This window comes from Brevibacillus reuszeri (assembly GCF_002897295.1).
Classification (GTDB): Bacteria; Bacillota; Bacilli; order Brevibacillales; family Brevibacillaceae; genus Brevibacillus; species Brevibacillus reuszeri_A.
Genome location: NZ_BEXF01000019.1, coordinates 1 through 25,034 on the forward strand (window position 1 = coordinate 1; position 25,034 = coordinate 25,034).

At 45.1% G+C, this 25,034-nt stretch carries 31 protein-coding genes; 20 read left to right on the forward strand and 11 right to left on the reverse strand.

Annotated elements, in window-relative coordinates; all coding sequences use genetic code 11:
• Positions 1-130: 130 nt before the first annotated feature.
• The 3 genes from C3B52_RS38265 (at position 131) to C3B52_RS24540 (ending at position 1,317) form a co-directional block, all read left to right on the forward strand.
• The gene (locus tag C3B52_RS38265) at positions 131-334 is read left to right on the forward strand and encodes a sigma factor-like helix-turn-helix DNA-binding protein (protein WP_164684910.1); all 204 of its coding nucleotides are present in this window, start codon (positions 131-133) and stop codon (positions 332-334) included.
• Complete coding sequence (locus C3B52_RS24535; RefSeq protein ID WP_103109018.1) at positions 294-548, forward strand: helix-turn-helix domain-containing protein; 255 nt, start codon at positions 294-296, stop codon at positions 546-548. The genes C3B52_RS38265 and C3B52_RS24535 overlap by 41 nt, the downstream gene beginning before the upstream one ends.
• A gap of 334 nt (positions 549-882) precedes the next feature.
• Positions 883-1,317 carry a hypothetical protein gene (locus C3B52_RS24540; RefSeq protein WP_103109019.1) on the forward strand — a complete coding sequence of 145 codons (435 nt, stop codon included), beginning with the start codon at positions 883-885 and terminating at the stop codon, positions 1,315-1,317.
• Between the two features lie 95 nt (positions 1,318-1,412).
• Here the strand turns inward: C3B52_RS24540 and C3B52_RS24545 are convergent, their stop codons facing one another.
• Entirely contained in the window at positions 1,413-1,874 is a 462-nt protein-coding gene (locus C3B52_RS24545) for a hypothetical protein (RefSeq protein WP_103109020.1), read from the reverse strand.
• A 345-nt stretch (positions 1,875-2,219) separates the two neighbouring features.
• Here C3B52_RS24545 and C3B52_RS24550 point away from each other — a divergent pair, with 345 nt between their 5' ends.
• The 6 genes from C3B52_RS24550 to C3B52_RS24570 all read left to right on the forward strand — a co-directional run bounded on the left by C3B52_RS24550 (position 2,220) and on the right by C3B52_RS24570 (position 8,610).
• Positions 2,220-2,531 carry a putative glycolipid-binding domain-containing protein gene (locus C3B52_RS24550; RefSeq protein WP_235615851.1) on the forward strand — a complete coding sequence of 104 codons (312 nt, stop codon included), beginning with the start codon at positions 2,220-2,222 and terminating at the stop codon, positions 2,529-2,531.
• A gap of 229 nt (positions 2,532-2,760) precedes the next feature.
• Positions 2,761-3,033: a hemoblobin-interacting domain-containing protein gene (locus tag C3B52_RS36730; protein WP_164684911.1), complete on the forward strand. Its 273-nt coding sequence runs from the start codon at positions 2,761-2,763 to the stop codon at positions 3,031-3,033.
• A 286-nt stretch (positions 3,034-3,319) separates the two neighbouring features.
• Complete coding sequence (locus tag C3B52_RS24555; protein ID WP_103109021.1) at positions 3,320-3,595, forward strand: hypothetical protein; 276 nt, start codon at positions 3,320-3,322, stop codon at positions 3,593-3,595.
• Between the two features lie 348 nt (positions 3,596-3,943).
• Positions 3,944-4,543 (forward strand): hypothetical protein, encoded by a 600-nt coding sequence (locus C3B52_RS24560; RefSeq protein ID WP_103109022.1) that lies wholly within the window; start codon positions 3,944-3,946, stop codon positions 4,541-4,543.
• A 320-nt stretch (positions 4,544-4,863) separates the two neighbouring features.
• Positions 4,864-7,929 carry a hybrid sensor histidine kinase/response regulator gene (locus C3B52_RS24565; RefSeq protein WP_103109023.1) on the forward strand — a complete coding sequence of 1,022 codons (3,066 nt, stop codon included), beginning with the start codon at positions 4,864-4,866 and terminating at the stop codon, positions 7,927-7,929.
• Between the two features lie 339 nt (positions 7,930-8,268).
• Positions 8,269-8,610: a hypothetical protein gene (locus C3B52_RS24570; protein WP_103109024.1), complete on the forward strand. Its 342-nt coding sequence runs from the start codon at positions 8,269-8,271 to the stop codon at positions 8,608-8,610.
• A gap of 103 nt (positions 8,611-8,713) precedes the next feature.
• Here the strand turns inward: C3B52_RS24570 and C3B52_RS24575 are convergent, their stop codons facing one another.
• On the reverse strand, positions 8,714-8,926 hold the full coding sequence (locus C3B52_RS24575; RefSeq protein ID WP_103109025.1) for a hypothetical protein: 213 nt from the start codon (positions 8,924-8,926) through the stop codon (positions 8,714-8,716).
• Between the two features lie 213 nt (positions 8,927-9,139).
• On the opposite strand from C3B52_RS24575, the gene C3B52_RS24580 reads away from it, so the two are divergent.
• The 4 genes from C3B52_RS24580 (at position 9,140) to C3B52_RS24595 (ending at position 11,450) form a co-directional block, all read left to right on the forward strand.
• Positions 9,140-9,562 (forward strand): DMT family transporter, encoded by a 423-nt coding sequence (locus C3B52_RS24580; RefSeq protein WP_103109026.1) that lies wholly within the window; start codon positions 9,140-9,142, stop codon positions 9,560-9,562.
• 54 nt (positions 9,563-9,616) lie between these two features.
• On the forward strand, positions 9,617-10,315 hold the full coding sequence (locus C3B52_RS24585; RefSeq protein WP_103109027.1) for a Crp/Fnr family transcriptional regulator: 699 nt from the start codon (positions 9,617-9,619) through the stop codon (positions 10,313-10,315).
• Positions 10,316-10,333: 18 nt separating this feature from the next.
• A complete protein-coding gene (locus tag C3B52_RS24590; protein WP_103109028.1) occupies positions 10,334-10,795 on the forward strand; it encodes a DMT family transporter in 462 nt (153 codons plus the stop codon).
• 154 nt (positions 10,796-10,949) lie between these two features.
• A complete protein-coding gene (locus C3B52_RS24595; RefSeq protein WP_103109029.1) occupies positions 10,950-11,450 on the forward strand; it encodes a CarD family transcriptional regulator in 501 nt (166 codons plus the stop codon).
• A gap of 88 nt (positions 11,451-11,538) precedes the next feature.
• Here the strand turns inward: C3B52_RS24595 and C3B52_RS24600 are convergent, their stop codons facing one another.
• Positions 11,539-12,594, reverse strand: a complete 1,056-nt coding sequence (locus C3B52_RS24600) for a CapA family protein (protein WP_103109030.1) — start codon at positions 12,592-12,594, stop codon at positions 11,539-11,541.
• Between the two features lie 159 nt (positions 12,595-12,753).
• Here C3B52_RS24600 and C3B52_RS24605 point away from each other — a divergent pair, with 159 nt between their 5' ends.
• The 3 genes from C3B52_RS24605 to C3B52_RS36735 all read left to right on the forward strand — a co-directional run bounded on the left by C3B52_RS24605 (position 12,754) and on the right by C3B52_RS36735 (position 15,616).
• Positions 12,754-13,932, forward strand: coding sequence for a UDP-N-acetylmuramoyl-tripeptide--D-alanyl-D-alanine ligase (locus tag C3B52_RS24605; RefSeq protein WP_103109031.1), 1,179 nt, complete (start codon positions 12,754-12,756; stop codon positions 13,930-13,932).
• 220 nt (positions 13,933-14,152) lie between these two features.
• Positions 14,153-15,139, forward strand: coding sequence for a C40 family peptidase (locus tag C3B52_RS24610; RefSeq protein WP_103109032.1), 987 nt, complete (start codon positions 14,153-14,155; stop codon positions 15,137-15,139).
• 114 nt (positions 15,140-15,253) lie between these two features.
• Entirely contained in the window at positions 15,254-15,616 is a 363-nt protein-coding gene (locus C3B52_RS36735) for a transporter (RefSeq protein WP_164684912.1), read from the forward strand.
• 71 nt (positions 15,617-15,687) lie between these two features.
• Here C3B52_RS36735 and C3B52_RS24615 read toward each other — a convergent pair whose 3' ends face one another.
• The 6 genes from C3B52_RS24615 to C3B52_RS24640 form a co-directional block, all read right to left on the reverse strand.
• Entirely contained in the window at positions 15,688-16,467 is a 780-nt protein-coding gene (locus C3B52_RS24615) for a FixH family protein (RefSeq protein ID WP_103109033.1), read from the reverse strand.
• 15 nt (positions 16,468-16,482) lie between these two features.
• Positions 16,483-17,085, reverse strand: a complete 603-nt coding sequence (locus tag C3B52_RS24620) for an SCO family protein (protein ID WP_103109034.1) — start codon at positions 17,083-17,085, stop codon at positions 16,483-16,485.
• Between the two features lie 38 nt (positions 17,086-17,123).
• Entirely contained in the window at positions 17,124-17,993 is an 870-nt protein-coding gene (gene ctaG, locus C3B52_RS24625) for a cytochrome c oxidase assembly factor CtaG (protein WP_103109035.1), read from the reverse strand.
• A gap of 172 nt (positions 17,994-18,165) precedes the next feature.
• Positions 18,166-18,636: a thioredoxin family protein gene (locus tag C3B52_RS24630; protein ID WP_103109036.1), complete on the reverse strand. Its 471-nt coding sequence runs from the start codon at positions 18,634-18,636 to the stop codon at positions 18,166-18,168.
• Between the two features lie 4 nt (positions 18,637-18,640).
• On the reverse strand, positions 18,641-19,069 hold the full coding sequence (locus tag C3B52_RS24635; RefSeq protein ID WP_103109037.1) for a disulfide oxidoreductase: 429 nt from the start codon (positions 19,067-19,069) through the stop codon (positions 18,641-18,643).
• Between the two features lie 159 nt (positions 19,070-19,228).
• Positions 19,229-20,029 carry a metallophosphoesterase family protein gene (locus tag C3B52_RS24640; protein ID WP_103109038.1) on the reverse strand — a complete coding sequence of 267 codons (801 nt, stop codon included), beginning with the start codon at positions 20,027-20,029 and terminating at the stop codon, positions 19,229-19,231.
• Positions 20,030-20,226: 197 nt separating this feature from the next.
• Here C3B52_RS24640 and C3B52_RS24645 point away from each other — a divergent pair, with 197 nt between their 5' ends.
• The 4 genes from C3B52_RS24645 to C3B52_RS24660 all read left to right on the forward strand — a co-directional run bounded on the left by C3B52_RS24645 (position 20,227) and on the right by C3B52_RS24660 (position 24,230).
• Positions 20,227-20,967, forward strand: a complete 741-nt coding sequence (locus C3B52_RS24645) for a cupin domain-containing protein (protein WP_103109039.1) — start codon at positions 20,227-20,229, stop codon at positions 20,965-20,967.
• A 93-nt stretch (positions 20,968-21,060) separates the two neighbouring features.
• Complete coding sequence (locus C3B52_RS24650) at positions 21,061-21,786, forward strand: NAD-dependent deacylase (protein ID WP_103109040.1); 726 nt, start codon at positions 21,061-21,063, stop codon at positions 21,784-21,786.
• 173 nt (positions 21,787-21,959) lie between these two features.
• Positions 21,960-23,870 (forward strand): ABC transporter ATP-binding protein, encoded by a 1,911-nt coding sequence (locus tag C3B52_RS24655; RefSeq protein ID WP_103109041.1) that lies wholly within the window; start codon positions 21,960-21,962, stop codon positions 23,868-23,870.
• A gap of 138 nt (positions 23,871-24,008) precedes the next feature.
• The gene (locus tag C3B52_RS24660) at positions 24,009-24,230 is read left to right on the forward strand and encodes a hypothetical protein (RefSeq protein WP_103109042.1); all 222 of its coding nucleotides are present in this window, start codon (positions 24,009-24,011) and stop codon (positions 24,228-24,230) included.
• Between the two features lie 71 nt (positions 24,231-24,301).
• On the opposite strand, the gene C3B52_RS24665 is transcribed toward C3B52_RS24660, so the two are convergent.
• Both C3B52_RS24665 and C3B52_RS24670 read right to left on the reverse strand, forming a co-directional pair.
• Positions 24,302-24,664, reverse strand: a complete 363-nt coding sequence (locus tag C3B52_RS24665; RefSeq protein WP_103109043.1) for a L,D-transpeptidase — start codon at positions 24,662-24,664, stop codon at positions 24,302-24,304.
• A gap of 91 nt (positions 24,665-24,755) precedes the next feature.
• Positions 24,756-25,001, reverse strand: coding sequence for a hypothetical protein (locus C3B52_RS24670; RefSeq protein ID WP_103109044.1), 246 nt, complete (start codon positions 24,999-25,001; stop codon positions 24,756-24,758).
• Positions 25,002-25,034: the final 33 nt, after the last annotated feature.

Consider the following 25,034-nt stretch of genomic DNA (forward strand, 5'->3'; position numbering starts at 1 on the left):
CGATTTAAGCAGAGTTTAAAACACTCGTGATCATGAAAAAGTTACCCACCCAACGGGTGGTAATATTTTGCCATGGTGGTCAATTTTTTGATGAGCACGGTGGTCAACTTTTTAGTTGACATTCACAAATGTGCTTACTGAAAAAGAAAAGAATATACTATCTCTTATTTATATGAAGGAGCTAAAAGAAGGGGAGATAGCTATGTCGTTAAATATTTCTCAGCAAGCAGTATCCAAAACAAAGCGAAGAGCTTTACAAAAGATAAGAGAGATGGTTAGAAAGGATGAAAAAAATGAAACTACTTCCGCTAGTAAGACGAACTCAAGAAGATAATGATGAGCAAGCGATGATGGAAATATTTCAAATGTTTGAGCCAAAAATAAAAAAGTCTCTTCGCATGATACAAAGAGAAGATATTAGAGAGGACTATAGACAAGAAGTTTATATCAGGATAATGAAAGCAGTAAGAACCTATGACCTTAAATCGGCGCCTGATCTGATTCAATTCATTAACAACGTAGGAAAAAGAAGAATGGAAAAAGAATAAATTGTGACCTTAATTGTAGATAGTTTGAATTAAGAAAATTGGTGGGTCTGTCAAGAATTTCGTGTAAACTCAATCAACCTAAATATATGAAGAGGTGTCCCCCCTAATTCGGACATCTTTTCGGGAACCAACAGGATCAAGGGCGTGAGGCAAAGCGTCTTTCCACGCTTTTTTCAAAGAGTCCATCTCATGGATCACAATTTAGAATTCTTTTAAACTTAGTCATTACTTTGTAAAAAGGGTTGTATTTTTAGCTTTTGTTTCTCCTTTATTAGTAACAAGTTAAAAATCCCGGGAAATTAACTTGAAATACAAATTTGGAGGAAGAAAAACTATGGCAACAAAACTAAAGCAATATGCAGATACAATTCGAGTTACAGCTGATGAATTGGATGAAGTGACTGCTACTTCAGAGGACATTCTCGAGTACGGTATTGAGCAAATGGATAGTAACCTCTTGACAAGTAGTCTCTCAATCTCCGCTTCAGTAGCGACGATGGTATGGGCCTTTACCAAGAAAAAGAACTTTGCATTAGGTCTTGTAGGCTTAGTCCTCGGTTTCCAACCTAGCTTGCGTGATCAACTTGCAGATCATGTCCGGAAGGCTAATAGAGAACTGCATTCTATCCGCCGTTTCATGAAGAGAAATCCTGACTATATTCAGGTGGAGATCGAAGCGCCATTTATGGATTTTGATGGTGGTCGCGTTATCACCGGTGAGGGAGTAGTTCACCGCGTTAAAACCAGAAGTGGTTGGATTACATTGTAGTTAAAAAAAGCATGTTCGGATATCATCCGAACATGCTTTTTAGTATGAGTAGTTTGCCAGGATGTTAGAAAGACCTCGATTATTAAGTTAGTTGCTTATTTCAGTGCGGATTTAAATATATTGTCAATTTCTAATTCGGGGTGATTTACTATTTCGTATATTATGGTTTCATTTGTACTGTAACCAATGATTTTTAAATATTTATTACCAGAAAGGTAAATTATCTCCACTAAATTCCCATTGTTTTCTAACTCGATAAAATATTTTGGGGTCCCATTATTATCTTTCACATCAGTATTATTTGTATCAGATTCTCTTTTTCTTTTACTTAATTCCATGATTGAAAAATCATTTAATACTTTTTCAATCATGGAACGATCAGTTAAATGTACTTCCTCACCTTTAGTATTTCTTATATTAATTGAAGTTATCTTTTCTTTTTGTATTAAACCTAGATCATCAAAAGCATAAACTTTAAAACCGGGGAAATATATAAGGTTGCTTAGTGAATAAATTAAGAGAATTGAGAAAATAATCAGCGTTAGCACTTTTTTCATGATTGACACCGCCTTATTGGTTTAGCCATTGCCCAATTATGAGAAGGATATAAATATAAATTACGTATTAAAAGGAATACGGGTAAACAAGAGTGGTTGTTACATATATTGTAAATAAAATTCGAATTAAAGTCAGTGATTCTATAGATGCATTTTTTCAAGGAATTACCAACATTAGCACCGTTTATATAGAGTGAAAGGTGTTGTCGGACTCTAAGTGAGCAGCATCCATATTCATTGCAATACCTACAATTAAAGAGAAAAGGATTAAAGATAAAATGTTCATTTGCGAACGCCCCTAAACCACAATCGTCCGCATGAACCTCTTTGAAAAAGGTGGTTTTTGTGGACGATTTGTTTTTGATCAACGTATACATATTAAATGGCGATCTTCCTACACGCCATTTACGAATACACTACCGACTGATTAAACGATTGTCGTACGATCTATTGCAACCACAGGAGATCAGAGTGGTTTACATATCTGCCGCTGAGTTGGGCTATAGACAGGTGAATCAGAGCTATACCTTACTTGAAAGAGGGAATGAATCAGCGTTATTTCGATATCAAAGCGGGAATTTTCAGGAGAGCATTCCAGTTGATTCAAACGGCATAGTAACGGTTTACCCGGATTTATTTTATCGAGAAATTTTGTGAGACGCTTATTTGGCGTCTTTTTCTTTTTCAGAACTAAAGGTCGGACACCGTCAGAAGTTACCTTGTTTATTCTGTGTTGATAGTAGTTTGATAGAATGAACACGCCCATTGTAAATCTCTAGCGGAAGGAACCCTTTTATCCGTTGATGGAACGCCGTGTGCGATGAAAGTCGCCCGCACGGTGTAGGCTCGTTATAAAAGCCATATGGTATAAGACGAGAATAGCGAATTGCCGGCACCAGATGTTACTGCGACAGCAACTGCCAGTAGAGACGTGGTATTCACTTTCAGTACAGATGCTGAAGGAGAGGCTTGGAGAACAAATATTACTGGTATTTATATTGACGGTAATAACAGAAATTACTTACCATATTTTACGATAAACAATGCTGGAACCCTAGCGACTGACGGCATGGGGTGGTCAGCAGGATCAACATTTACGTTTATTGTAAAGTCCAACGGTTATAGAGATGTTGTAAAAACTGTGACCATTCCGTCTTAATTAACTATAGTATCCATCAACGATTCCCTTGGGAGAAATCTCAGGGGATTTTTCTTTACACCAAATAAGGAGCTGCTATTGTGGCTCCCTGATGAAATGCATTAACTTTGGATAGGTTACCAACTCGTGTTAGTAGGTTAACCTGAAGGTGCCCGTTGTAAAAACTTTCTTACCCGTTGATGGAACGCCGTGTGCGATGAAAGTCGCCCGCACGGTGTAGGCTCGAACGAAAGCCCTCCCGAAGCTAAGGGTATAAGTCGAGAATAGCTCAAAACCGATTACTGATTTGGATGCTTATGGAACCGCAAAAAATGAGCTGGGAGATGTATATGTACTTCTGTCATTTTCCCAACTAACCGGGGTTACCTCGGCTAAAATTCAATATTCAACAGACAAACAAACATGGCAAGATGCGGAACTGGATAGCCCTATTACCTCTACAACGGATCAAGTAAATGCAAAATTACCATCCTTCGCATCCGGGACCTATTATTTCCGGATGATTGTTGATGGAGGTCAGCGAGCGGGTGTTTCCAATATAACAAGCAAAGATATTGAGTAATCACGATTTCCATCAACCAGCCCTCGGGGGTAATCCCGGGGGTATTTTTTATCACCAGGAATTTGAGTTGCCCGGAACCGTTCGTGGCTATTTTTATTGCCTGCTATAGGAAAGGAGAGGTGACCAGAGGGATCTGATTATGGGACTCTATCAGAAGTTTCCTTGTTTATTCTTTGTTGATTGTAGCTTGATAGAATGAATATGCCCATTGTAAGTTTCAGACGACGAAAGGAGACCTTTTTATCTGTTGATGGAACGCCGTGTGCGATGAAAGTCGCCCGCACGGTGTAGGCTCGTTATAAAACCGTAAAGGAATAAGGCGAGAATAGCGATCCGGGAGTAACTGGAATGCAAGGAAATATTACGGAAGGCTCTCCAGGTACAAAAGCATCGATTAAACTAACCTGGGTAGCTCCAATAAATGGAGATGGAATTAGCGTAAATGGAACAGCTTTTTTCAAGGCATCAACTGGTGACGGTAGCACCACATTCAGTACAGTTGACGAGCTAGTTACTTTAATCGATAACCACCCATTAGTGGATGCATCGCTATCTGGATCGACAATCACGGTTACGTACTATGAGGTAGGAGAGGCTGGGAACGAATTCAGGGTTACTACTAGCAATTACAATGGATTTCAATTTTCAGCGGCACCATTTCTTTCAGGCGGAACGGATGAGCAAACAGAATCAACAATCTTCACAGTACAAACCGGGGCGTCTGCCACAGGAAATATTACTGTAAAAGTTGGGGAGGTTCCCCACACAGTTGCAGTTACAGCTGGTCAATTGCCTACTCAGGTAGCGGCAGCAATCGCTGCGCAACTGACCGAAGATGGAGTACCTGGGTACTCGGTAATTAATTTGCCTTTATCGGCAATTGTACAATTTACTGCAACTACCCCAAACACTGACATATCACCGAATCTAACTGTGTCCATCGACTAAAAACAAACCATTTTCTCTATTCTTGAGGAGCTGCAAACGCGGCTCCTTTTTCTTTTGACGCCACCACTAAGCCAGCCTCGAACCGTTCGGGGCTACTTTTATTGCCCCGAGGAAATTACTGGCACTTAATTCTGCAGCATCAGCACGCAGACGTGGATCTAACCCCCGGTATCAGGCTCAGAACAGATAAGCCAAATCCATATGAAGTATGTAATAATATGAAAGACAAACACATCCATTTGATTTAAGAGGTTTACACTTATGACCTGTAAAATTAGTATATGTAACAGAGAAATGTAACTTTGTGGGGGACCAGAGCATTGACAAAAAGAAAGATCTTCCTTCTAATTACCCTATTTGTTATTTTCCTATTAGCGATCCGGACAACCTGGTACCTACTGCTTGCGGAGCCGAATCACAAAGGAGCGGAACAAGGAGTGCTTGATCTCAGGGACTTCGATTTCCATTCTAATCGTGTTCTGACATTGAATGGAGAATGGGAATTCTATCCTCACGAACTTTTGATTCCGAACACATCTACTATTAGTAATCGACCTACCTTCATTCAAGTTCCAGGAAACTGGGCGGGAACCTTAAATCCTGAGACGAACTCAAAAATTGGCTACGGAACTTATCGTTTGCGTGTATGGGTCAAGCCTGATCCTCAGCGTTTGTATAGTATCAAGTTATCGTATGTAGTATCCGCGTCCGCAGTATTTGTAAATGGTCACTTGGTTGGAAGCTCAGGTAAGCCGGCTGAGAAACTCGATCAAAACATAGCTCGAAATGTCCCTTACACCGCTACCTTTACCACCGATAAAAGCGAACTGGATATCGTAGTCCAGGTAGCGAATTACGATCATCTTCGAAGGGGAGGAATCATTAGTTCCATCAAGCTTGGCAATGAGCAGGCAGTTGAAAGGGACAGGTGGTTCTCAATCAGCATGCAGGTGATTGTTTGCACTGTTTTGGTCATGCATGCCATCTATGTTTGTATCCTCTATCTAATAGGAACTCGACAAAAGGCTCTGCTTTCCTTTTTCATACTTATTCTCTTTGCATTGCTTATGACCCTAATGGATGATGACCGATTGCTTTTGTATTGGCTACCGATCGATTATGCATGGTCTATTAAACTAATTTATTTGGCTATAATTGGTGTGGCTGCATTCCTGATGCACTTTGCCAGAAGCATTTTGGTTTCTCCCAGGAAGGATAACATATTCAACTGGTTCTTCTGGATATGCGCCATTTCAGCGATCGTTATTCTTTGCACTCCTGCAAAGCTGACAACGGTCCTAGCTTCTTTTTATTTCGGTCTGACCTTAATGGCAAGCATTATCTTACTGGTCCTCTCCGTTCGAACGGCAGTAACCGTCGATGAAGATGCAATTTTCATTTCTTTGGGAATTAGCGGCATTTTGACAAACGTCCTTGGCGGTTTTATTAAGGGTCTCTTCTGGCCAGATATCGGTTATTATCCGATTGATTTGATCGTAGCCTTTTTGATGTTTGCCTCGTTTTGGTTCAAACGTTACTTTCGAGCTTCGACGCGCACCGCCGAGCTAGCTTCTCAACTACAAGCTGCTGACAAAATGAAGGATATCTTCTTGGCAAACACGTCACATGAACTGCGTAATCCACTTCATGGGATGATTAATATCGCTCAAACTGTCTTGGAAGATTGGGACAACCAACACCATGAAAAGAAAAAAGCAGATCTTGAGTTACTCGTTACGGTCGGGAAACGCATGTCCTTTTTATTAAACGATTTACTGGATTTAACCAGATTGAAGGAGAATGGTATTCGTCTGAATGTTCGTCCTCTCAAGATTCAGGGTATCGCAAACGGTGTCACTGATATGATGAGATTTATGCTGCATGGTAAATCAATTCGACTCATTAATCAGATTCCAGACAAATTTCCGGCTATCGTCGCTGATGAAAACAGATTTACTCAAATCTTGTTCAACCTGGTTCACAATGCCATAAAGTATACAAACGAAGGCAGCATAACCCTCCATGCAACAAAAGAGAGTGGTATGGCAAGGATCAGCGTTATCGATACAGGCATCGGCATGGATGAACAAACTCTCAAACGTATTTTTCAGCCATATGAACAGGGAGAAAATGACACGCAAACTATGAGTGGTGGCATTGGACTTGGGCTGAGCATCGCTAAGCAGCTTGTAGAGTTGCATGGTGGGATAATCGAAGTGTACTCTGAGCCAGACCAGGGATCGCATTTTCGTTTTTCCATTCCATTGGCGCAAGAAAAAGAACAAATGCCCGATCTTTCAAATCACCAAGCAGAAGATGTGGTACAGCGAGAAATTTCGGCAACTGCTCCTCATACGGCAAATGATGCTGAAATAGAAGAACAAGTAAGCATTCCCGAAGATAGAATAACGGTTTTGGCTGTTGACGATGATCCTGTTAACTTGCAGATCCTAACCAATATTCTTTCCTCAGAGAAATATGACATCATCAAGACGACTAGTGGCAAGGAGGCTTTGTCTATATTGGAGCAGCGAGAATTGGATCTGGTTGTTACCGATGTCATGATGCCGAACATATCTGGTTACGAGTTGACACGTCTCATTAGGGAGAGATACTCCCTTTCTGAGCTACCCGTACTGTTCCTAACAGCTCGTAGTCAAATAGAGGATATCCATGCGGGGTTCTTAGCTGGTGCCAACGATTATGTGTCAAAGCCTGTGGATGCCCAAGAGTTGAGGTCACGCGTGAAAGCTTTAACGGATATGAAGCAGTCGGCACGAGAGAGGCTTCGAATGGAAGCAGCATGGCTACAAGCACAGATAGAGCCGCATTTCTTGTTTAACACATTGAATGCTATCACCGCTCTAAAGCTAGTAGATTCTGAACGGATGAGTGGGCTGCTGGAAGCTTTGACCGACTTCTTACAAGCAAGCTTTGACTTTAGTAATTCGAGAAGGCTTGTTCCGCTTTCGCAGGAGCTGGATCTTGTGCGGTCTTACTTGTACATTGAGAAGGTACGTTTCGATGACAAGCTTCAGATTCATTGGGATATCGATGATAATCTCGAACTGCAAATTCCACCTCTTTCTATCCAACCACTTGTAGAAAATGCAATTCGACATGGTGTCTTGAAGCGATTGCGTGGGGGGACTGTCAGCATTCAAATTACGAATTTGGGGACTTGTGCTGAAATCGTTGTCAGTGATGATGGGGTAGGGATGGACGAAATTACCTTGCGTCACTTATTTGCTACAAATCGTCAGCAAAAATCAGGGATAGGTCTTTTGAATACACACCGACGCTTACAGCAAATATACGGAAAAGGTCTGCAGATACAGAGCCAGCCTGACCTGGGGACAAAGGTTTCCTTCACGGTTTGTAAGTGAATCAGCGTTATCTCGATAGCAAAGCGGGAATTTTCAGGAGAGCATTACAGTTGATTCAAACAGCATAGTAACGGTTTACCCAGATTTATTTTATCGGGAGATTTTGTGAGACGTTCATTTGGCCTCTTTTTCTTTTTCAGAACCAAAGGTCGGACACCATCAGAAGTTTCCTTGTTTATTCTGTGTTGATGGTAGCTTGATAGAATGAATATGCCCATTGTAAGTTTCAGATGACGAAAGGAGACCTTTTTATCTGTTGATGGAACGCCGTGTGCGATGAAAGTCGCCCGCACGGTGTAGGCTCGTTATAATACCGAAAAGGAATAAGACGAGAATAGTGTGCCGTTAAGCAGTGATGCAACGATTAAAGTACGAAATGGAAACATGTACTCTTATATTAATCCCAACGAACCGTTAACGATTTGGGTTTCGTATGACTACGGTCCTGTTACAACTACACAGTTGCGGAGCAGTTTGCAAACTAATGACGTTGGAGCGACGTTCAAGATTGTACTAGTCAACAGTGTTATTACAACTGAAACTGAGTTCAATGACTCGGATGAAGCACCAGAAACCGCCACAGTCCTTGATGGTTCTTCAGGAACGCCATTTGTGAAGGTGGTTGTAAAAGCAGCGAATGGCGCATTGGAGACTTATGTAGTTAAGAAAAATTTACTTTAATTGATTCGAGGAGGAGCCGCATTTGCAGCTCCTCTTTCTTTTTCCACCATGACAGTAAGCCGGCCTCGAACCGATCGGGGCTATTTTTATTTTGCCCCCACCTCTATCGAACTGTCACATTCGTATACAAAATAAAATTAGCAACCCCAATCAATAACTGGAGACAAAAAGAAGCTAGTGAAAAGTATAAAGCGGTTCGTCCGACCTTTTTCATTTGCGGGTTTTGGTTAAATAACGAAATGATCCACGTGATAAAACCGATCGGAAAAAGGATGAAGCTCAAAATATACAAAATGACCTTTTCAAATTTGTTCATTCCATCCACTCCTTTCCCTATTATTATACAAAAAGTATATAAATTAACAAAAATTCTAAAGCTGTAACGAATTCCATAAAGAGAAGGGTTTGTCCGCTTTGCGGGGGATTCGTGTTTACACAAGGTACGGAGTAAAGTAAAGGACATATGTCCTTTCTTGCAAGTCAGGTTCTATCCTTTAATTAAGGAAAACGACCTCAAGGAGAGAACGAAATGAAAGGCAGTTTCTTTGCATTTATCGGTGGGGCTTTCATTACCTTGCAAGGAGTAGCCAATTCCCGAATCAGCCAAGATATAGGAACCTGGCAGACGGCGACACTTACCCAGCTTACCGGTTTTATTACGGCCTTATGTATTTTGCTTGTCGTGCGGGATGGTAAATGGGTAGGATTGAAAAGAGTCCAGCCGTTATACTTGGCGGGTGGTGCGTTGGCGGCGGTCATTATTTTTAGCAATGTCACTGCGATACACCAGATCGGTGCTACGCTGACGATATCCGCTGTTTTGATTGCGCAACTAAGCTTGACCTTTTTTATTGATAGTAATGGCTGGTTTGGGGTGGCAAAACAGCAGATGAGACTCCCTCATTTTATCGGAATTGGTCTTATGATCGCGGGTGTAGCCATTCTTAGATGATAGAAGCCTCCTGTGATAAAAAGCGGTGGGAAAAGGGTTGGAGGGAACGAAGTTATGATCGAAATCTCGGATCGTGAGCAATTAAACCATTTTTTGCGTGAGTATCAGCTAGAATCTGTGTTTCCTAAGCAGCTGTTTCCCCAATTATCGCTGTTTCGTGTTGATCCCGGAGAGCCCATATGCGTCCAAGGAGAGCAAGCGCATGTTTTGTATGTGCTCGTTAAAGGAAAGGTGAAAATCTACATGACGACGGCAGAAGGGAAGACACTGATCTTATCCTTCAAGACACCGCTGGAGGTGATTGGAGAGATCGAATACGTGCGGGAGATGGAGAACCTCAATTCGGTAGAGGCGGTATCGACGGTATGGTTGATTGGGATCCAGCATCGGTTATTGAAAAAATACAGCTCTGATTACGCTCCCTTCCTGCAATTTTTACTGGAGACCCTTACAAAAAAATTTACACTAAAATCCAATTCGCTTAGTTTCAATCTAATGCATCCGGTAGAGGTGCGTCTGGCCAGCTATTTGCTATCCGTTTCCTATGACGAATCTGATTCATTAATGAAAGGACAGCTCGGGTCGGACCAGCTACTGGATGCTGCCAGCCTGATTGGCACGAGCTATCGGCATCTGAATCGAGTCATCGGGCAAATGTCTGCGGATGGCTTGATCGAGCGAAGCAAAGGATACATCGTCGTGAAAGACAGGGAAGGACTGGCTGTACTGGCAAGAGGCAATATTTATGAATGAACGAAGGGGGAAAGCAACATGATTGTTGGGCTGTTACTGGCACTTACCGCTGGCGCATTGGTCAGCTTGCAAAATATATTCAACAGTAAAGTGAATGAACACGCGGGGACATGGACAACTACCACGCTTGTATTGGGAATGGGCTTCTTCGCTTCGTTTGGCATCGGGCTGCTACTAGAAGGGAAGCACTTGTTTTCCTTAGCGAATATGCAGCTCTGGTATTGGTTCAGCGGAATCATTGGTGTCGGGGTAGTTATCAGTCTCGTACAGGGGATCAGATTGCTTGGGCCTACGTATGCGATTTCGATTGTCCTTACATCTCAGCTAGGCTTCGCCCTCCTGTGGGATTCACTTGGCTGGTTCGGCCTGGAACAAGTTCCTTTTACAAGCAAGCAGTTGTTTGGGGTCCTGGTCATTATCGCTGGGGTGATTGTGTTTAAAGTAGGTGGGGGACGTGAGGTTCAAAAAGCTGCTGGTTAACCTCTTTGGGGCGAACCTGGGAGGGCATCATTCTTCATGCAATTTTATCCAAAATAAAATATTGACTTAAAATAATTTCCTGTGATAAAATTAAAAATTTTAAAATGAAAATCTGTGGTATAATGAAATGGATCGTATTGAAGGAGGTGGACGTATGTTTCAAGTTGGAGACAAGATTTTTTATCCCATGCACGGTGCTGGAATCATCGAGGTCATGGAGGAGAAGGAGTTTCTGGGGGAAAAGCATCTGTATTTTGTACTAAACATGGTGTTAAAAGAGCTAAACATTATGGTCCCTGTTGAAAAAATGTCCGCTCTGGGTATACGCCAGGTAGTTGAAGCAGATATTTTGGAGCATGTGTTGGCGGTTTTGCATGAGGGGAAACCCGATCTAAGCATCAATGCAGCACAACGGTACAAAATGAACACGGAAAAAATGAAGAGCGGCAATATTTACGAAGGTGCCGAGGTTATCCGCGATTTGTTCCTGATCAGCAAAGGAAAGGTGCTAGGGACAGGAGATAAAATCATGCTGGATCAGGCACAACAGCTCCTCATCAGTGAAATTGAGCTCATAAAAAGTTTGGATTTTGATGCAGCTTCGGAGTGCTTGAAGCAGGTACTTTATAAAGAAGAGGCACAGGTAGCGCCGTAAGCGCCAGCTGTTACTGTATGCACTGATTTATAATAGGAATAGGAAATAGGGGTGGGACTGCGCTGGCAATCTCACCCCTTCTTGTTGTCTAGATAAACCGTGGACCGATTGTGCGCCTGGAGTGGCCAAAGAGCAGCCTGAGTTTCTTGCGCTGGGTCAGCGTCAGAAATTTGTCCGGGGAAAGCAGAGCAGAACGCATCGGAATGACGCGATACCGGACACGTCCCCCTGAAAAAAAGCGGTGTGAATAGGTAGGTACGACCGAAATGTGCGTAATTTCTATTTGCCCTTGTTCATCTTTTTCCACGGTTAAGCGTAAAATTGCGCCACATAATGAAGTCTCGAAATTAAGCATACGTTCAGAAGTGAAATTTCCGAGTGAGTATGCGACAACGGTTCGTCTGATTTGTCCATCGGGTGTTTTGATCTTCGGGGTCACGACTGGCTGCAATACATGGGGGTGAGCACCGAGAATGACGTCTGCCCCCTGATCCAAAATGCTTTGGGCAAGCAGCCTTTGTCTTTTGGTTGGGATATAACGGAATTCGAGTCCAAAATGAAGACACACTATCAGGAGATCGACGAGGGGACGAAGCCGAGTAATGTCCTGCAAAATCTTTTCCTGGATGATCAGATTGACTACCCAAGGAGAGTTTGGCGGGATTTGCTGTTTGTTCGTTCCGTACGTATAAGCCAAAATCCCGATGCGGATGCCATTCACCTCTTTAATCAGATAGGTAGAAGCATCCTGTTGATTGCGGTATGTGCCTGTGTGATCAATTTGATGCTGATCGAGTATATCCAGCGTTCGAAAAAGTCCGTTTGTACCCCCATCAAGACAATGGTTGTTGACGGTCGTCAGTACATCAAAGCCTACCTTTTTCAAATCAGCAGCGAGGGCATCAGGACAATTGAAGCGAGGGTAGCCTTCTCGTGCTGACCCGATTTGATAGGGCTGCGTACTCCCGGAAAAGGTTGTTTCTAGATTTCCGATGGTCAGATCTGCGCCTTGCAGAATAGGCGCGACAGGAGCAAACATGTCCGCGAATGAATACTGGTTTGTCCCGGGAAGGTGAGCAGTTGCGATTTGCTCTCTCCACATGAGAATATCCCCAACCGCGGCTATCGTTACCTTTTGTTTCATTGGCTTCACCTCTCTTTCCTACTCTATTCTGGGAGTCGTCCGCTTGTTTTGGATAGAAGCGGAACGTTTTCATAGATATCGGTCTATACAGGCTGTCTCAGATACTCATACAATGTGAAAGCTGATCGTGAGGTAACCGAGGTAAAGGGGAGGGTGCCAGTGAGAAGGACCGGGGGAAAGAAAGCGCTCAAGCATGCGCTAAAGCCTGCAAAAACGCTCATCCTGGATAAACCGGTTATCGCCGTGACAGGAAGTGCAGGCAAAACAACGACCAAGGAAATGATATCGGCTATCCTTAGTAGACACTGGAGTATCTATAAATCCATGTATAACAGGAATTTTTTAGGGAATACGAGGGCGCATGCTAGACGAATCAAGGACGAGCACAAAGCAGCTGTCCTCGAATTCGGCATGCTGAACAGTGGCCATATCAAAAGGCATTGCCAGATTATTAAACCATCAATAGGTGTCATCACGAACATTGGAACGGCACATATCGGTAATTTCGGCGGGCAAATCGCAGGAGTAGCAAAAGCCAAATCAGAATTGATTCGACATATGAAAACAACAGGGAAAGTCTTTTTAAGCGCGGATTGTCCGTACACCGATAAGCTGATGCAGCAGCCTTATACAGGCTCTTTTGCAGGCTCGTTTATTACGATTGGAATTCACAATGAAGCAGAATATCAGGCCAGCGATATTTCGATGGATGAGCGTGGCATTACCTTTACATGCAGCATGAATGATACAAAAGAGTCCTTTTTTATTCCGACTCTCGGAGAACACAATATTTACAATGCGTTATTTGCGATAGCAGTTTCGCACACCCTCGGCTTTCCTATTAGCGCGATTCGAGAAGGACTGCGGACCTTTCAACAGCAGCGAAAACGGTTGACACGATATCGCTTCTCAGGAAACGTGCAGGTACTAGACGATACGTTCAGCTCGAATCCCCATGCTGCCAAAGCAGCGATTGATGTCCTCTGTCAGGTGGCGAATGGGACGAAGGTAGCGGTTTTGGCAAGTATGCTGGAAATGGGAGCGTATGAGGTACAGGGACACGAAGATGTGGGACGCTATTTGAGTCAAAAAGACGTAGATTACCTCTATACACTAGGAAATAGTGCCCGCCATATTGCCAGGGAAGCGATTCGCTCAGGCTTTCCAGCGGAACGGGTGGTGCATTGCAGGACAAAGGCTCGCTTGCATCGAATGCTGGCGAAACGGATGGGGCCGGATACATCGTTTCTCGTAAAAGGCTCTCATCGGCTAAAGATGGGAGAAACAGTTGTCTTTCTGTGCAAGCAGACAGGTAAAATCTGGTCTCATAAGAAATGATAGACACTAGTGAATGTAGTGTCGAAGCTCTTGTCAATCAGGAAGGACAAGGGCTTTTTTCCATGTGTTGAGGGTGGTATCAAGATAGGACAATGGTCATCCTACTATGTAATCAAATCCTCAATTGGAAAGATTTACAGCCTTATAAGAGCTCTATTCTTCCAGTAAACTGGTTTTCGTACCCAATCCGTTGGGAAAAACACAGCCAGGAGGAGAACGAATGACGAAACGAGATTGGTTGCAAAAGTCGACTGTCGCCGTCATGCTGAGTACATCCCTGCTCATGTTTGCTGAAGGTGGACATGCTGCAGCTAAGACTGTGGATTCACAAGCTTCTGCGAAAGCGGCAGCAGAAGTGGTATCACAAGCAAAAGCGCTGGTCGGAAAAGATTACAAATATGGTGCAATGGGACCGAATTCATTTGGCTCGGCAGGTTTGGCAACATACATATACAAAAAAGCAGGTATAACGATCGGGGACACCATTCCAAAGCTGTATAAGGCAGGGGAAAAAGTGCCGGAGAAGGATATTCAGGAGGGTGACCTCTTGTTCTTTTCCTCGAATGGAACAGGAACGCCAAGCTTTATGGGTGTTTATATCGGAGATAACAAATACATCTACTCATCCCAAGGCGAAGACGCCGTTGTAGTCAAAAATGTGAGCGATTATTCAAAAAAATTGGTTGGTGCGCGCCGGATACTTCCAGCAGATACCGGTACAGGATCAAAACCAGCACCGGGTGGGACAGAGAACAATGCCTCGTCTGCTTTGGGAGATAAAGTGATTGCAGCAGGTAAGAAATATATGGGCACGCCATACGAGTACGGATCGACCCGCTCGAATAAAAAAACCATGGATTGCTCTGAGCTGACAATGTGGGCTTACCTGGAGGGCGCAAATATTGACTTGGGACGCGGGGGAGCACGCTCCCAAGCGAATTATGTAAAGAAAAACGGCAGCTACACGACGGATATTAATAAGCTGAAAAAGGGCGATCTTGTTTTCTTCATGGCTTACAAGGGTTATAAGGAGTCCGATTACAAAGGAATCGATGTAGGGAAGCAAAGTATCACGCACGTAGCTATCTACATGGGAGATAATAAACTGCTCAATACGTTTTCCAAAGAGTCTGGTGGGGTCAAAATTACTGATTTCAAAGATACGCATTGGGGATACCGGTTTATCATGGGAGGACGACCTTACTAAGCTGTGCATAGCAGGCAGTAGCGGAAAAAATAGGTGAATGACCGAGGGCAAACGCACATACCATCTGTGCGTTTGCTGCATCTCTTATAGGGAGACTTGTAGGAGGTGAACGTCATGTCATATCAATATCCGCCTGGAGGTTATCCTCCCGGAGGCTACCCGCCGCCCCCCGGAGGTGGTTATCCACCACCACCTGGAGGCTCATCTGGATTTCCACCCCCACCACCAGGACCTCCGCCAGGCAGGACGCCCAGTTCGCCAGGAGCACGTGGATATGGAGGTACACGGCGCATTGATCGGGGTGCGATTTATCCCTGCCTATATCGCTATACCTACATCTGGCTGAAAAATGGTCGTTCCTTCTGGTTTTACCCCGTATACGTCAGTCGTAATTCTGTAACGGGGTATCGATGGAGAAACAATCACTGGGAGTATTATGGTTTAGAGCTGGATCGAATCGCCTACTTTACTTGCTAGATAAAATCTACATCCAATCACCATACAACAAACGGCCTTCCGCGATGGAAAGGCCGTTTTGTTTATGCTCGTTACTGCACCGTCAGCGGGAACTCTTTATGATCGTGAACGTCCCCTTTTTCAACGTGTACATTTACTTGATAAGAACCAGCGGTAGGAAATGAGATGCTGCTATCATATTGTCCGGGCTTAGACTGGGCAGCCTCCACAAATGTGTGCTTTTCTTCATTTCCTTGCCAGTATTCGAATTTAACCGATGCATCCGCGAAAGCCTGATTGTCCTTCATCAGATGGACCATCACAATAGCGGGCTGGGAAGCTTTGATGTCGTCAGCAGGCATGAAGTGAAAATCGACTCCGCTTGCCGTGTGATTTCCGCTCTCTGCATTATTACCATGCTGATGGTCCGAACCTGCGCCTGTAGCTGGCACCGTATGCGAAGCATGTTCATCTGCCGAGCCCTTTACTGTAAACGGGGTCTTTTGCATATTGTGAAAATCTCGTGCAGTTACATGGTAGTAAACAAAGTACGAGCCAGGCTCGCTGATCATTTGCTGGGCCGTATAGACCCCATCAGATGTCAGGGCAGCGGGAATGGTCACATGCTGCTCCTGGCCATCCTTCCACCACTCAAATTTTACTTCCTTGGCGTCATCAACAGGCTTTCCTTCTTGGGTCACTTTTACAGAAAACGTAATCGCTTCTCCTACTACTGGCTGTTCAGGAGCAAAAGAGAAGGAGGCCTCTACAGGTGCACCGGAGCCAAGATCGGTATTTGCGCTGTTATCATTGCCACAAGCCGTTGCGATGAGTGCAACCGTACATAGTAAAAAAAATAAATAGCGTTTCATTGTCATTACCCTTCCTTATTTAACGTTCAGCAGCTCTTGATATATTTGGTCAGGATCAAAATCCTCCCCCATGCCAAACTTGCGCATGACTTTATTATCCTGGTCGACCAAATACGTACTGGAAGTATGAGAGATAAATCCATCCTCCATTTTATTGGCGATAAAGCCGAGGGAACTCGTTACTGTTCGGGTCGTCTGCTCATCACCGCGCAGAATCGTCCAGCCCTGGGGTTGAATCCCCAATTGCTTGGCATAGTACTTGAGTACATCAGGGGTGTCATTTTCAGGATCGATGGTCACTGTCAAGAACTCGACCCCATTGCCCATCAAATTGGCTTCCTGCAGGCGTTTTTGCAATTGGACCATTTTGATCGTGGTTGTCGGACAAATGTCGGGACAGCGTGTGTAAATCAGCTCGACCAGACGAATATTCCCCGGCTTTGGGGTGAGGGCAAAAGCATGTCCATCGAGTGTTTCCAATGTAACATCGGGGAGCGTGGACTGTGTATTTTTTGAGCCGCCCCAAAACCAGGAGGCGACCAATGCAGCGAGCACGAGCAGCGGCAATAAAATAAGCAGTCGTCTTACGCGTAAAGCAGTGGTTGTAGGGACAGTCATCAAGTGCGCCTCCTTGGTAGATTTGGTCGTAGAAATTGTTATTGCGGCAACAATTCATCCTCAGGCTGATTCTTTTCCTTTTTGTACCAGGCTGTAAAAATGTAGGCGAGCACTGCACCATACGTCATTTCCTGCATCAGCTTCATAATGATCCCGCCAAGTCTCTGATCCTCGTGAGGCGGGAGTGGAACAGCAAACATTGACTTGTCGATCGGAGCTGAAAAGAATGGCGCACAAAGCAAGGACGGACCGTTTACATAAGTTTCGTACATGGCTGTTTCCGAAAAGATGATCAAGGCACAAGCGGGCGTGAGAAGTACGCCATTGGCGAAAAGATAGGCCAGCTTTTGCAGATCAGTCAAACGGTTAATCTCCGGGAATGGTGCAAGCACAGGTATCCACATAATCAAGGCAGCGAGGAGCAGCACGAGGTGAATCATATTATGTACAGCCAGATTGTTCATCGCCAGATCCAGGACAACAGGCATATGATAAAACGAAAACAGGCTATTAAACAAGAGAACAGCAGGAATGGGATGAGTGATGACACTAAGAAGACGTCTCGACCAATTGCGTGCAATGAGCGGACGCAGCAGCCATCTGGGCATTCCGTAGAGTAATAACAGCGGCATGATCAAATATAAAAGAGACTGCTGCAGCATGTGGGCACTAAATAAAAAGTGTCCCGCTACGTTTAGTGGACTGCCCATGCCAAAGTAAAAGAGCACGAGGCCAAGCGAAAAGGATATCTTTTGTCTTTGCTTAGCAGGAGTGGCATCCGCAAATGTATGACGCAGAGGGCCAATAAAGGAAAAATACGCCAAAGCAAGCAAAGCAGTCAAGAGCATCAGCTCCGGGTTCCATGTTGCCCGAAAGCCAAAGGTTTCCGTCAGATAAATGAGGGTCAATGGTCTTACCTCCGTTTTCCAAGGATCTTCCCCAGTACTCATTATAGGCAAAGATTGAAAAAGCCTTATGACTCGTTCGGGCTATTTCTTCCATCGAAAGCGCAGGAGTTCACATGAATGTCACGATTATCCAATAGAAAAAGCCTCCCGAAAGAGGGAGACCTTATTTTGCTTATGATTTTTTCTGCTCCTCCAGCCACGTCTTCCATTCGTTGGCTTCATGACCACCTACCATACGAGCGACTTCCTTGCCATCTTTGTAGTGAACGAGGGTAGGAGTGAATTCGATGTTGTATTGGTCCCAGCTAGCGTTGAACTCCAACAAATTGTGCTTTTTCATATCGATTTGCATGTCTTTGACGATAGGGACGAGAACAGGTGTGGTTGCCTTGCAATGCTCGCAAACCGGGCTGTAGTAGTATACGAACAGTTCATCTTTATTGGCGAGCTTTGTCTGTAGCTCCTCAGGCATGATCAGGTTGTCGTACAAAGGATCATTCAATTGCTCGATTGTGGCTGGATTCAGGTTTGCTTTTCCATAAGGATTACCTGCTGCTGCTTCGCGATTGGAAATATCGGAGTAAACGATAGCGCCGATCAAGAAAGCTGCGACGAGAATGGAAAGAAAAATAATCTTTTTCATGGCATCAGTTCTCCTTTGTGTTTTTCATAACAATAACTTGCAGGATGCTAATCAAGGTAAAAGCGATTAAGGCCAAGAATGGAATCGTTATGAATCCAAACCAGTTGATATAGTCCGTATTGCAAGGTACAATTCCGCAAGCGTTACCCAGGTCATGCAGCGCGGGAACCTTTTGGACGAGGTAATGATAAAGCGAAATTCCACCACCAATCAACGAAAGAACCAGTGCGTACATAGACATTTTGTAGTCTTTTTTGGCGCTTGCGATCCCGAGCAGGATAATGAGCGGATACATCAAGATGCGCTGGTACCAGCATAGATCGCATGGTATGTATTTCAGTACTTCTGAAAAAAAGAGACTGCCTGCTGTAGCAATGAGGGAGATTCCCCAAGAGAAGAACATTGCTTGCTCAGCGACTTGTTCACGTTTCATAACAACACCTCGTCCATATCTTAACATATTACGAATCGGAAGTAGATTATAAAAAGTAACAATTTGTGAAAGGCATAGCTGGCAATGCTTGTCCAAAATGGAAGGAATGGCAGGCTACCTGTTGCCTTATGCAGCAGGTAAGCGCACCTGATTGCTCGCTTACAATTTATATGGTTCATTCATCCGGACGTTTGGAGAGGACGTCGCTTCATGGATGGGCACAAATATGCTTTGCAGCGAAGGCCATTCCACCAGCATAACGCCACGCCGATATGCCGCGCCACCATCAATACCTACCAAATTATTTCGTCTCCATGGTCCAAAGCCCTCGTAGCCAGGCAATTTAGGTACAGGGGTATGACCGAAAACAATAGGGCGCTCTCCTTCATAATAAAGGTAAAAGGGCTCCCGAATCCACAACAGATCTTCAGGTGACTGTTGTTGCAGCGGGATTCCAGGACGAATACCAGCGTGAACGAGGAGGACAGCGGGAGCACCTGTCTGCGGATTCGCTGGAAGCTCTACGTAGAGTGGGAGGGAGGCAAGAGCCGGCAGCAGTTTAGGATAGCGGGACAGGATGAGTTGACGAGCTTCTTCCTGTGCTTGTTCGGAGGGCATCGAGCCAATAAAGGCACGGCGCAGTGGGTGATTACTCAAAAAGGAACGGATGGTCGCATCACCTCCATTAAACCGGAGGTAATTTTCAGAATTCCCGCTTCTTTGTAGCCAATCCTCAAACATTTGCTCGTGATTGCCTTTTAGTATGACGATTTGCTCTGGATACGCTTGACGCATCGCAAGTAAATCCAGCAGGACTTCTTTCGATTCGGGTCCACGATCGATCATGTCTCCTAGCACATAGAGCTGATCATTGCGTTGCGGTGAGAAGGAAGCGTTGCGAAGTGCTTGCTGAAAGGCTTGATACTGTCCATGAATATCTGAGACAAAATAGGTGGCCATACTTCCATTCCCCTCCTTCTAAATCCGATCTATCGTTCTTATTAGCATATGTACAAAAGCGAGTAGGGTGATTGAATAGGGTGCTGGGGGTGCGATGCATGGATGCGGGGCCTAAAGATGGGTTCACTGCATGTAGGCAGCTGGAATACCTATAGATGGTAGTCAAATACCTATGATGTGGGAGGATAAAAAGAAAGATGGCTAATACATCCGTTGATTTTACTTCACCGTCCGTACAATTTACGTACGACTTGAAAAATAATCTCTTTTTTAAAAAGGATGACAGGAATTACATTGACTCGCTATCGATCAATCAATTAAACACATTAGGCAATGCATCCCTGCTAGATATTTACTTGACCACAGGCAATGTCGTTGAGCCTCATATTCATCAAAATGCCTCCGAGCTTGTTTACTGCATCTCGGGTGGAGCAGTCGTTTCGATCATGAATCCTTATACAAATCAGATGCTCAATTTTACGATCGGGCCAGGGCAGGTAGCGAATGTTCCTCAGGGCTGGTGGCACTATGAAATGGCTACCACAGACAATACACATCTTTTGGCGATTTTTGATGCAAACACGCCAGAGGTCATTTTCGGTTCCCAAATGCTGCGCTTGACTCCTGCAAGTGTACTCGCTCATACGTATTGCCTGGATGAAGCAAAGATAAAGGAAGCGCTGGCCCCGCTCACAAGCAACGTCGTTATCGGTCCGCCAAGAGGCTGCCAGCAAGGCGGGCGTGGAAGTATGACCTCCAGTTCATATCCATACCAGTCATACTACGGCCAATCATCAGGAGCCTATCCCTATTACGACGTAGCCCATGTACAGCAATCGCAGCAACCATACGGATATCAGCCAGCTCGACCCCCACAGCCACCATTTCAACAACAGACCGCCTACCAGCAATCACCGACATATCAGTGGTATTACTAACAGGATGAAACCGACTCCCTACGTGTACAAGAAACTACTTGTCCCTTACAATTTAGGGAAAGGTGGAAAACAGACGCGGAGGGGATGGAAGCGATGAAGCAGCTTGTTGAATGGATCAAGCAATCTGCGTGTACGGTTGTTTTTACGGGAGCAGGTATGTCCACAGAGAGCGGTTTGCCAGATTTTCGCTCGCAGACGGGGTTATGGCGTGGGCAAGACCCCATGAGGCTGGCAAGCACGTGGGCAATGGAGCATGAGCGAGATGCTTTTCTTTCGTTCTATCAGAAACGAGTAGAGGGGTTGGTGTCATGCCAGCCTCATCAAGGACACAAAATCTTGGCAAAATGGGAGAAACAAGGGCTTGTTCATGGGCTCATTACACAAAACGTTGACGAGTTTCATCAACGGGCAGGCAGCATGAAAGTAGCGCAGCTACATGGCACACTCGGGTCCATTCACTGCGTAGTGTGCTCACGTACGTTTCCAAGCAGCCAATATATGACACCGGATGGAGCGACATGCGAGTGCGGAGGTATGCTGCGTCCAAATGTCGTGCTGTTTGGTGAAGCTTTGCCGCATGAGGCCCTTCAGCAAGCAGAGGGCTGGAGTAGTCAGGCTGAGCTTTTTCTGGTACTGGGTTCCTCACTTCAGGTAAGCCCCGCCAATTGGTTCCCCCAGCTAGCAAAGGAGCAAGGCGCCAAACTGGTTATCGTTAACAAAGAGCCTACGCCACTGGACGGATTGGCTGATTTGGTTATCCAAGACGAGCTGATTGGTACGGTGCTGCAGCGAGCAGATGAAGCTTTGGGATCTAGGTAAGTGGCATTTGGAGAACACGAATGCTGCTTGCCTTTTGTCCGTTTACATAGTCAGGCTCAGGTTGCGGGTGAAAATCCTTTGCGCCCTAGAGCTTCGGAGAAAAACATGGTACCATCGGGTATAGCATCCATTTGCCTTTTCATGCGGCAAATAGAAAAGTATAGGTGACCGATATGCAAATACTGACAGTAGAAAATCTCTCCAAGGGTTACGGAGAGAAGGTTTTGTTTGACAACATTTCCTTTCACATTGCCGAGCAGCAGCGCATCGGATTGATCGGTGTAAACGGCACAGGAAAGTCTTCCTTATTGAAAATTATTGCTGGGCTGGATATGGCTGATAGCGGAAAGGTAGTTCACGCGAATCATTTCCGCGTAGAGTACTTGCCGCAAAATCCGAGCTTTGAAGAGAATTCCTCCGTATTGGATCAGGTCTTTTACGGTGATTCCCCACTCATCCAGTTGTTGCGCGAGTATGAGCAGGCAGTAGCAGATTTGCAAAATGCTCCCGATGACGAGAAAAAGCAAGCACGCATGTTTTCGGTGCAAACCAGAATGGATGCTGCTGACGCGTGGGAAAGCAATACGCAAGCCAAAATGATCTTGACTCAGCTGGGGCTGCACGATTTTTCGCAGCAGGTCAGCGAATTGTCTGGTGGGCAGCGCAAGCGTGTAGCGATGGCCCGCGCTTTGATTCAGCCAGCCGATCTGTTGATTCTCGATGAGCCGACCAACCATATCGACAATGAGACGGTAGAGTGGCTGGAAGAATATTTGTCCCGCTATAAAGGCGCTTTGCTGCTCGTTACGCATGATCGCTACTTTTTGGATCGCGTAACAAATCGGACATTCGAGCTGGACGGAGGCAAGCTGTACAGCTATGAGGGCAACTATGCGACCTTTTTGGAGAAAAAAGCGGAGCGTGAAGAAAACGAGGCAGCGGCCGAGAGCAAGCGGCAAAACCTCCTGAGACGGGAGCTGGCGTGGCTGCGACGTGGAGCAAAAGCACGGACGACCAAGCAAAAAGCACGGGTTCAGCGTGCTGAGGAGCTGAGAGACCGGGTGATAGAAGGACCGGCAGCCAAAATGGAGATGGCGCTGGGAGCAAGCCGCCTGGGTAAAAAAGTGATTGAGATTGAAGGCATCAGCAAAGCGTACGGAGATCGCAAGCTCATTCAAGATTTCAGCTACATTGTTCTCCCAGGTGATCGAGTCGGTATTATTGGACCGAATGGCAGCGGAAAGTCGACGCTATTAAATATGCTCGCAGGCAGAATTCAGCCTGATGGCGGTTCTATCGAAGTGGGTACGACCGTTAAAATCGCGTATTATACACAGGGCAGCGTGGAAATGGATGAAAAACTGCGCGTGATTGAGTATGTGAAGGAAGCTGCAGAAGTCATCCAAACGAGTAACGGGGAATCGATTACAGCATCGCAAATGCTGGAGCGTTTCCTTTTTGCCCCGCACATGCAGTGGACCCCCATCTCACGTCTGTCAGGTGGAGAGCGACGTCGTCTTTATTTGTTGCGCACCTTGATGGGAGAGCCGAATGTTTTGTTCCTGGATGAGCCGACCAATGATCTCGATATTCAGACACTCAGTATATTGGAAGATTACCTGGAGCAATTTCCGGGTGCAGTCATAACCGTTTCCCATGACCGCTATTTTCTGGATCGTACGGTTGACCATTTGTTTGCTTTTGAGGGGCAAGGCACCATCCATCACTACAACGGAAATTATTCTGAGTACCTCGAAGAAAGACGTGAGCAAAGGTCTTCGCCGCAAGTAGCCGCAGAATCCGTCGAAAAAAGTGAAAAAACGAGCGGAAACAGGGGCAATAATCGTACGAAGAAGCTCTCTTACAAAGATCAAAAGGAATGGGATGAGATCGAAGGCAAGATCGCTTCTTTGGAAGAGCGCAGCGTTCGTCTGAAACAGGAGATTGCTGCTTCCGGCAGCGACTATGGCAAGGTGGAAAAGCTGTTTGCAGAAGAACAACAGGTAGCGGCGGAATTGGAAGCGGCAGTGGAGCGATGGGCAGAGCTGTCTGCTATGATAGAAGAATTGGAGCAAGGAAAATAAGGGGTGAAACCGGACAAGATTTGGAAGTAAAAGGCTGAGTGCCAATCTCTGTTTGTTTAGCCAGTAATTGAGGCTGTGAAAGCACTCCCTGCTTCCTGTAGACTAGAGAAGATTACTAGAGTAGAGGAGTCGCTGTCGTTGCCTGCCTATAAATTGGATCCAGAATGGGTTGAGTCTTATCTCGCTCAGCAAGAACAAAAACTCGCTTGCGAAGTGCACCCTGACGAAAAAGATGCGATCATGAACAAAATCAGAGAAATGACGTTATCCATTATGTACAAACAAGCAAGAAGATTTCTTGTATATATGGAATCAGATGGAATGCATGTAACCGATCAGGGAAAAGCTCGTTTTATGTAAAAGGGAATGGAAGACCCGCCTCGGGATTATAGGGGCGGGTCTTTGCATTTTACGAAAAGGAACGGCGCTCACTACTGCTGCCTAATACGTACTGGTGTACCAATCGGAACGGTCCTCGCCAACTCATTGACGTCCTGATTGTACATGCGAATACATCCGTGAGAAACGTATTTGCCGATGGAGGAAGGATTATTCGTTCCGTGAATGCCGTAATGCGGTTTGCTCAAACCAAGCCAAAAGGTGCCAAACACACTTAATGGACCGCCTGGATACGAGTTCGGATACGGTACTTTATTGATAATGGTGAAATCCCCATGCGGTGTTGAGGTGGCAATCTTGCCGAGAGCAACCGGATAGGAGCGGACAAGCCGGGAACCGTCAAAAAGGTCAAGTCGCAAATTGGCAATGGAAATACGAATGTTATAGGATGCCATCTTCTTCACCTCCTCCAGTTAGGGGGAATCTAAACGCCTCTATCAACATCCTATGTGCGTAAGCTGAAGCGGTACCTGTCCGCTGCTTGCATTATCTGAGCTTATAGCTCGCAGAAAATGGATCTGGATAGCGGAGACCATCTCGATAAAACAAGGCGCGCACCCAGGCGTACAGGCGCAGTGGGATAGAAGGGAAGACGATAGCTAGCTTGCCTTCCTCTAATATAGGCAAATCTACTGGAGATTGAATTTCATAGGGAACACCTTGTTGATCCAGCATGATTTTGTACTTGTGAGCTTCACTCCAGCTAACGGGATAATAAAAAGACCTCTCCATTTGTATCCAACACCCCTCCGATATTCACTGCTT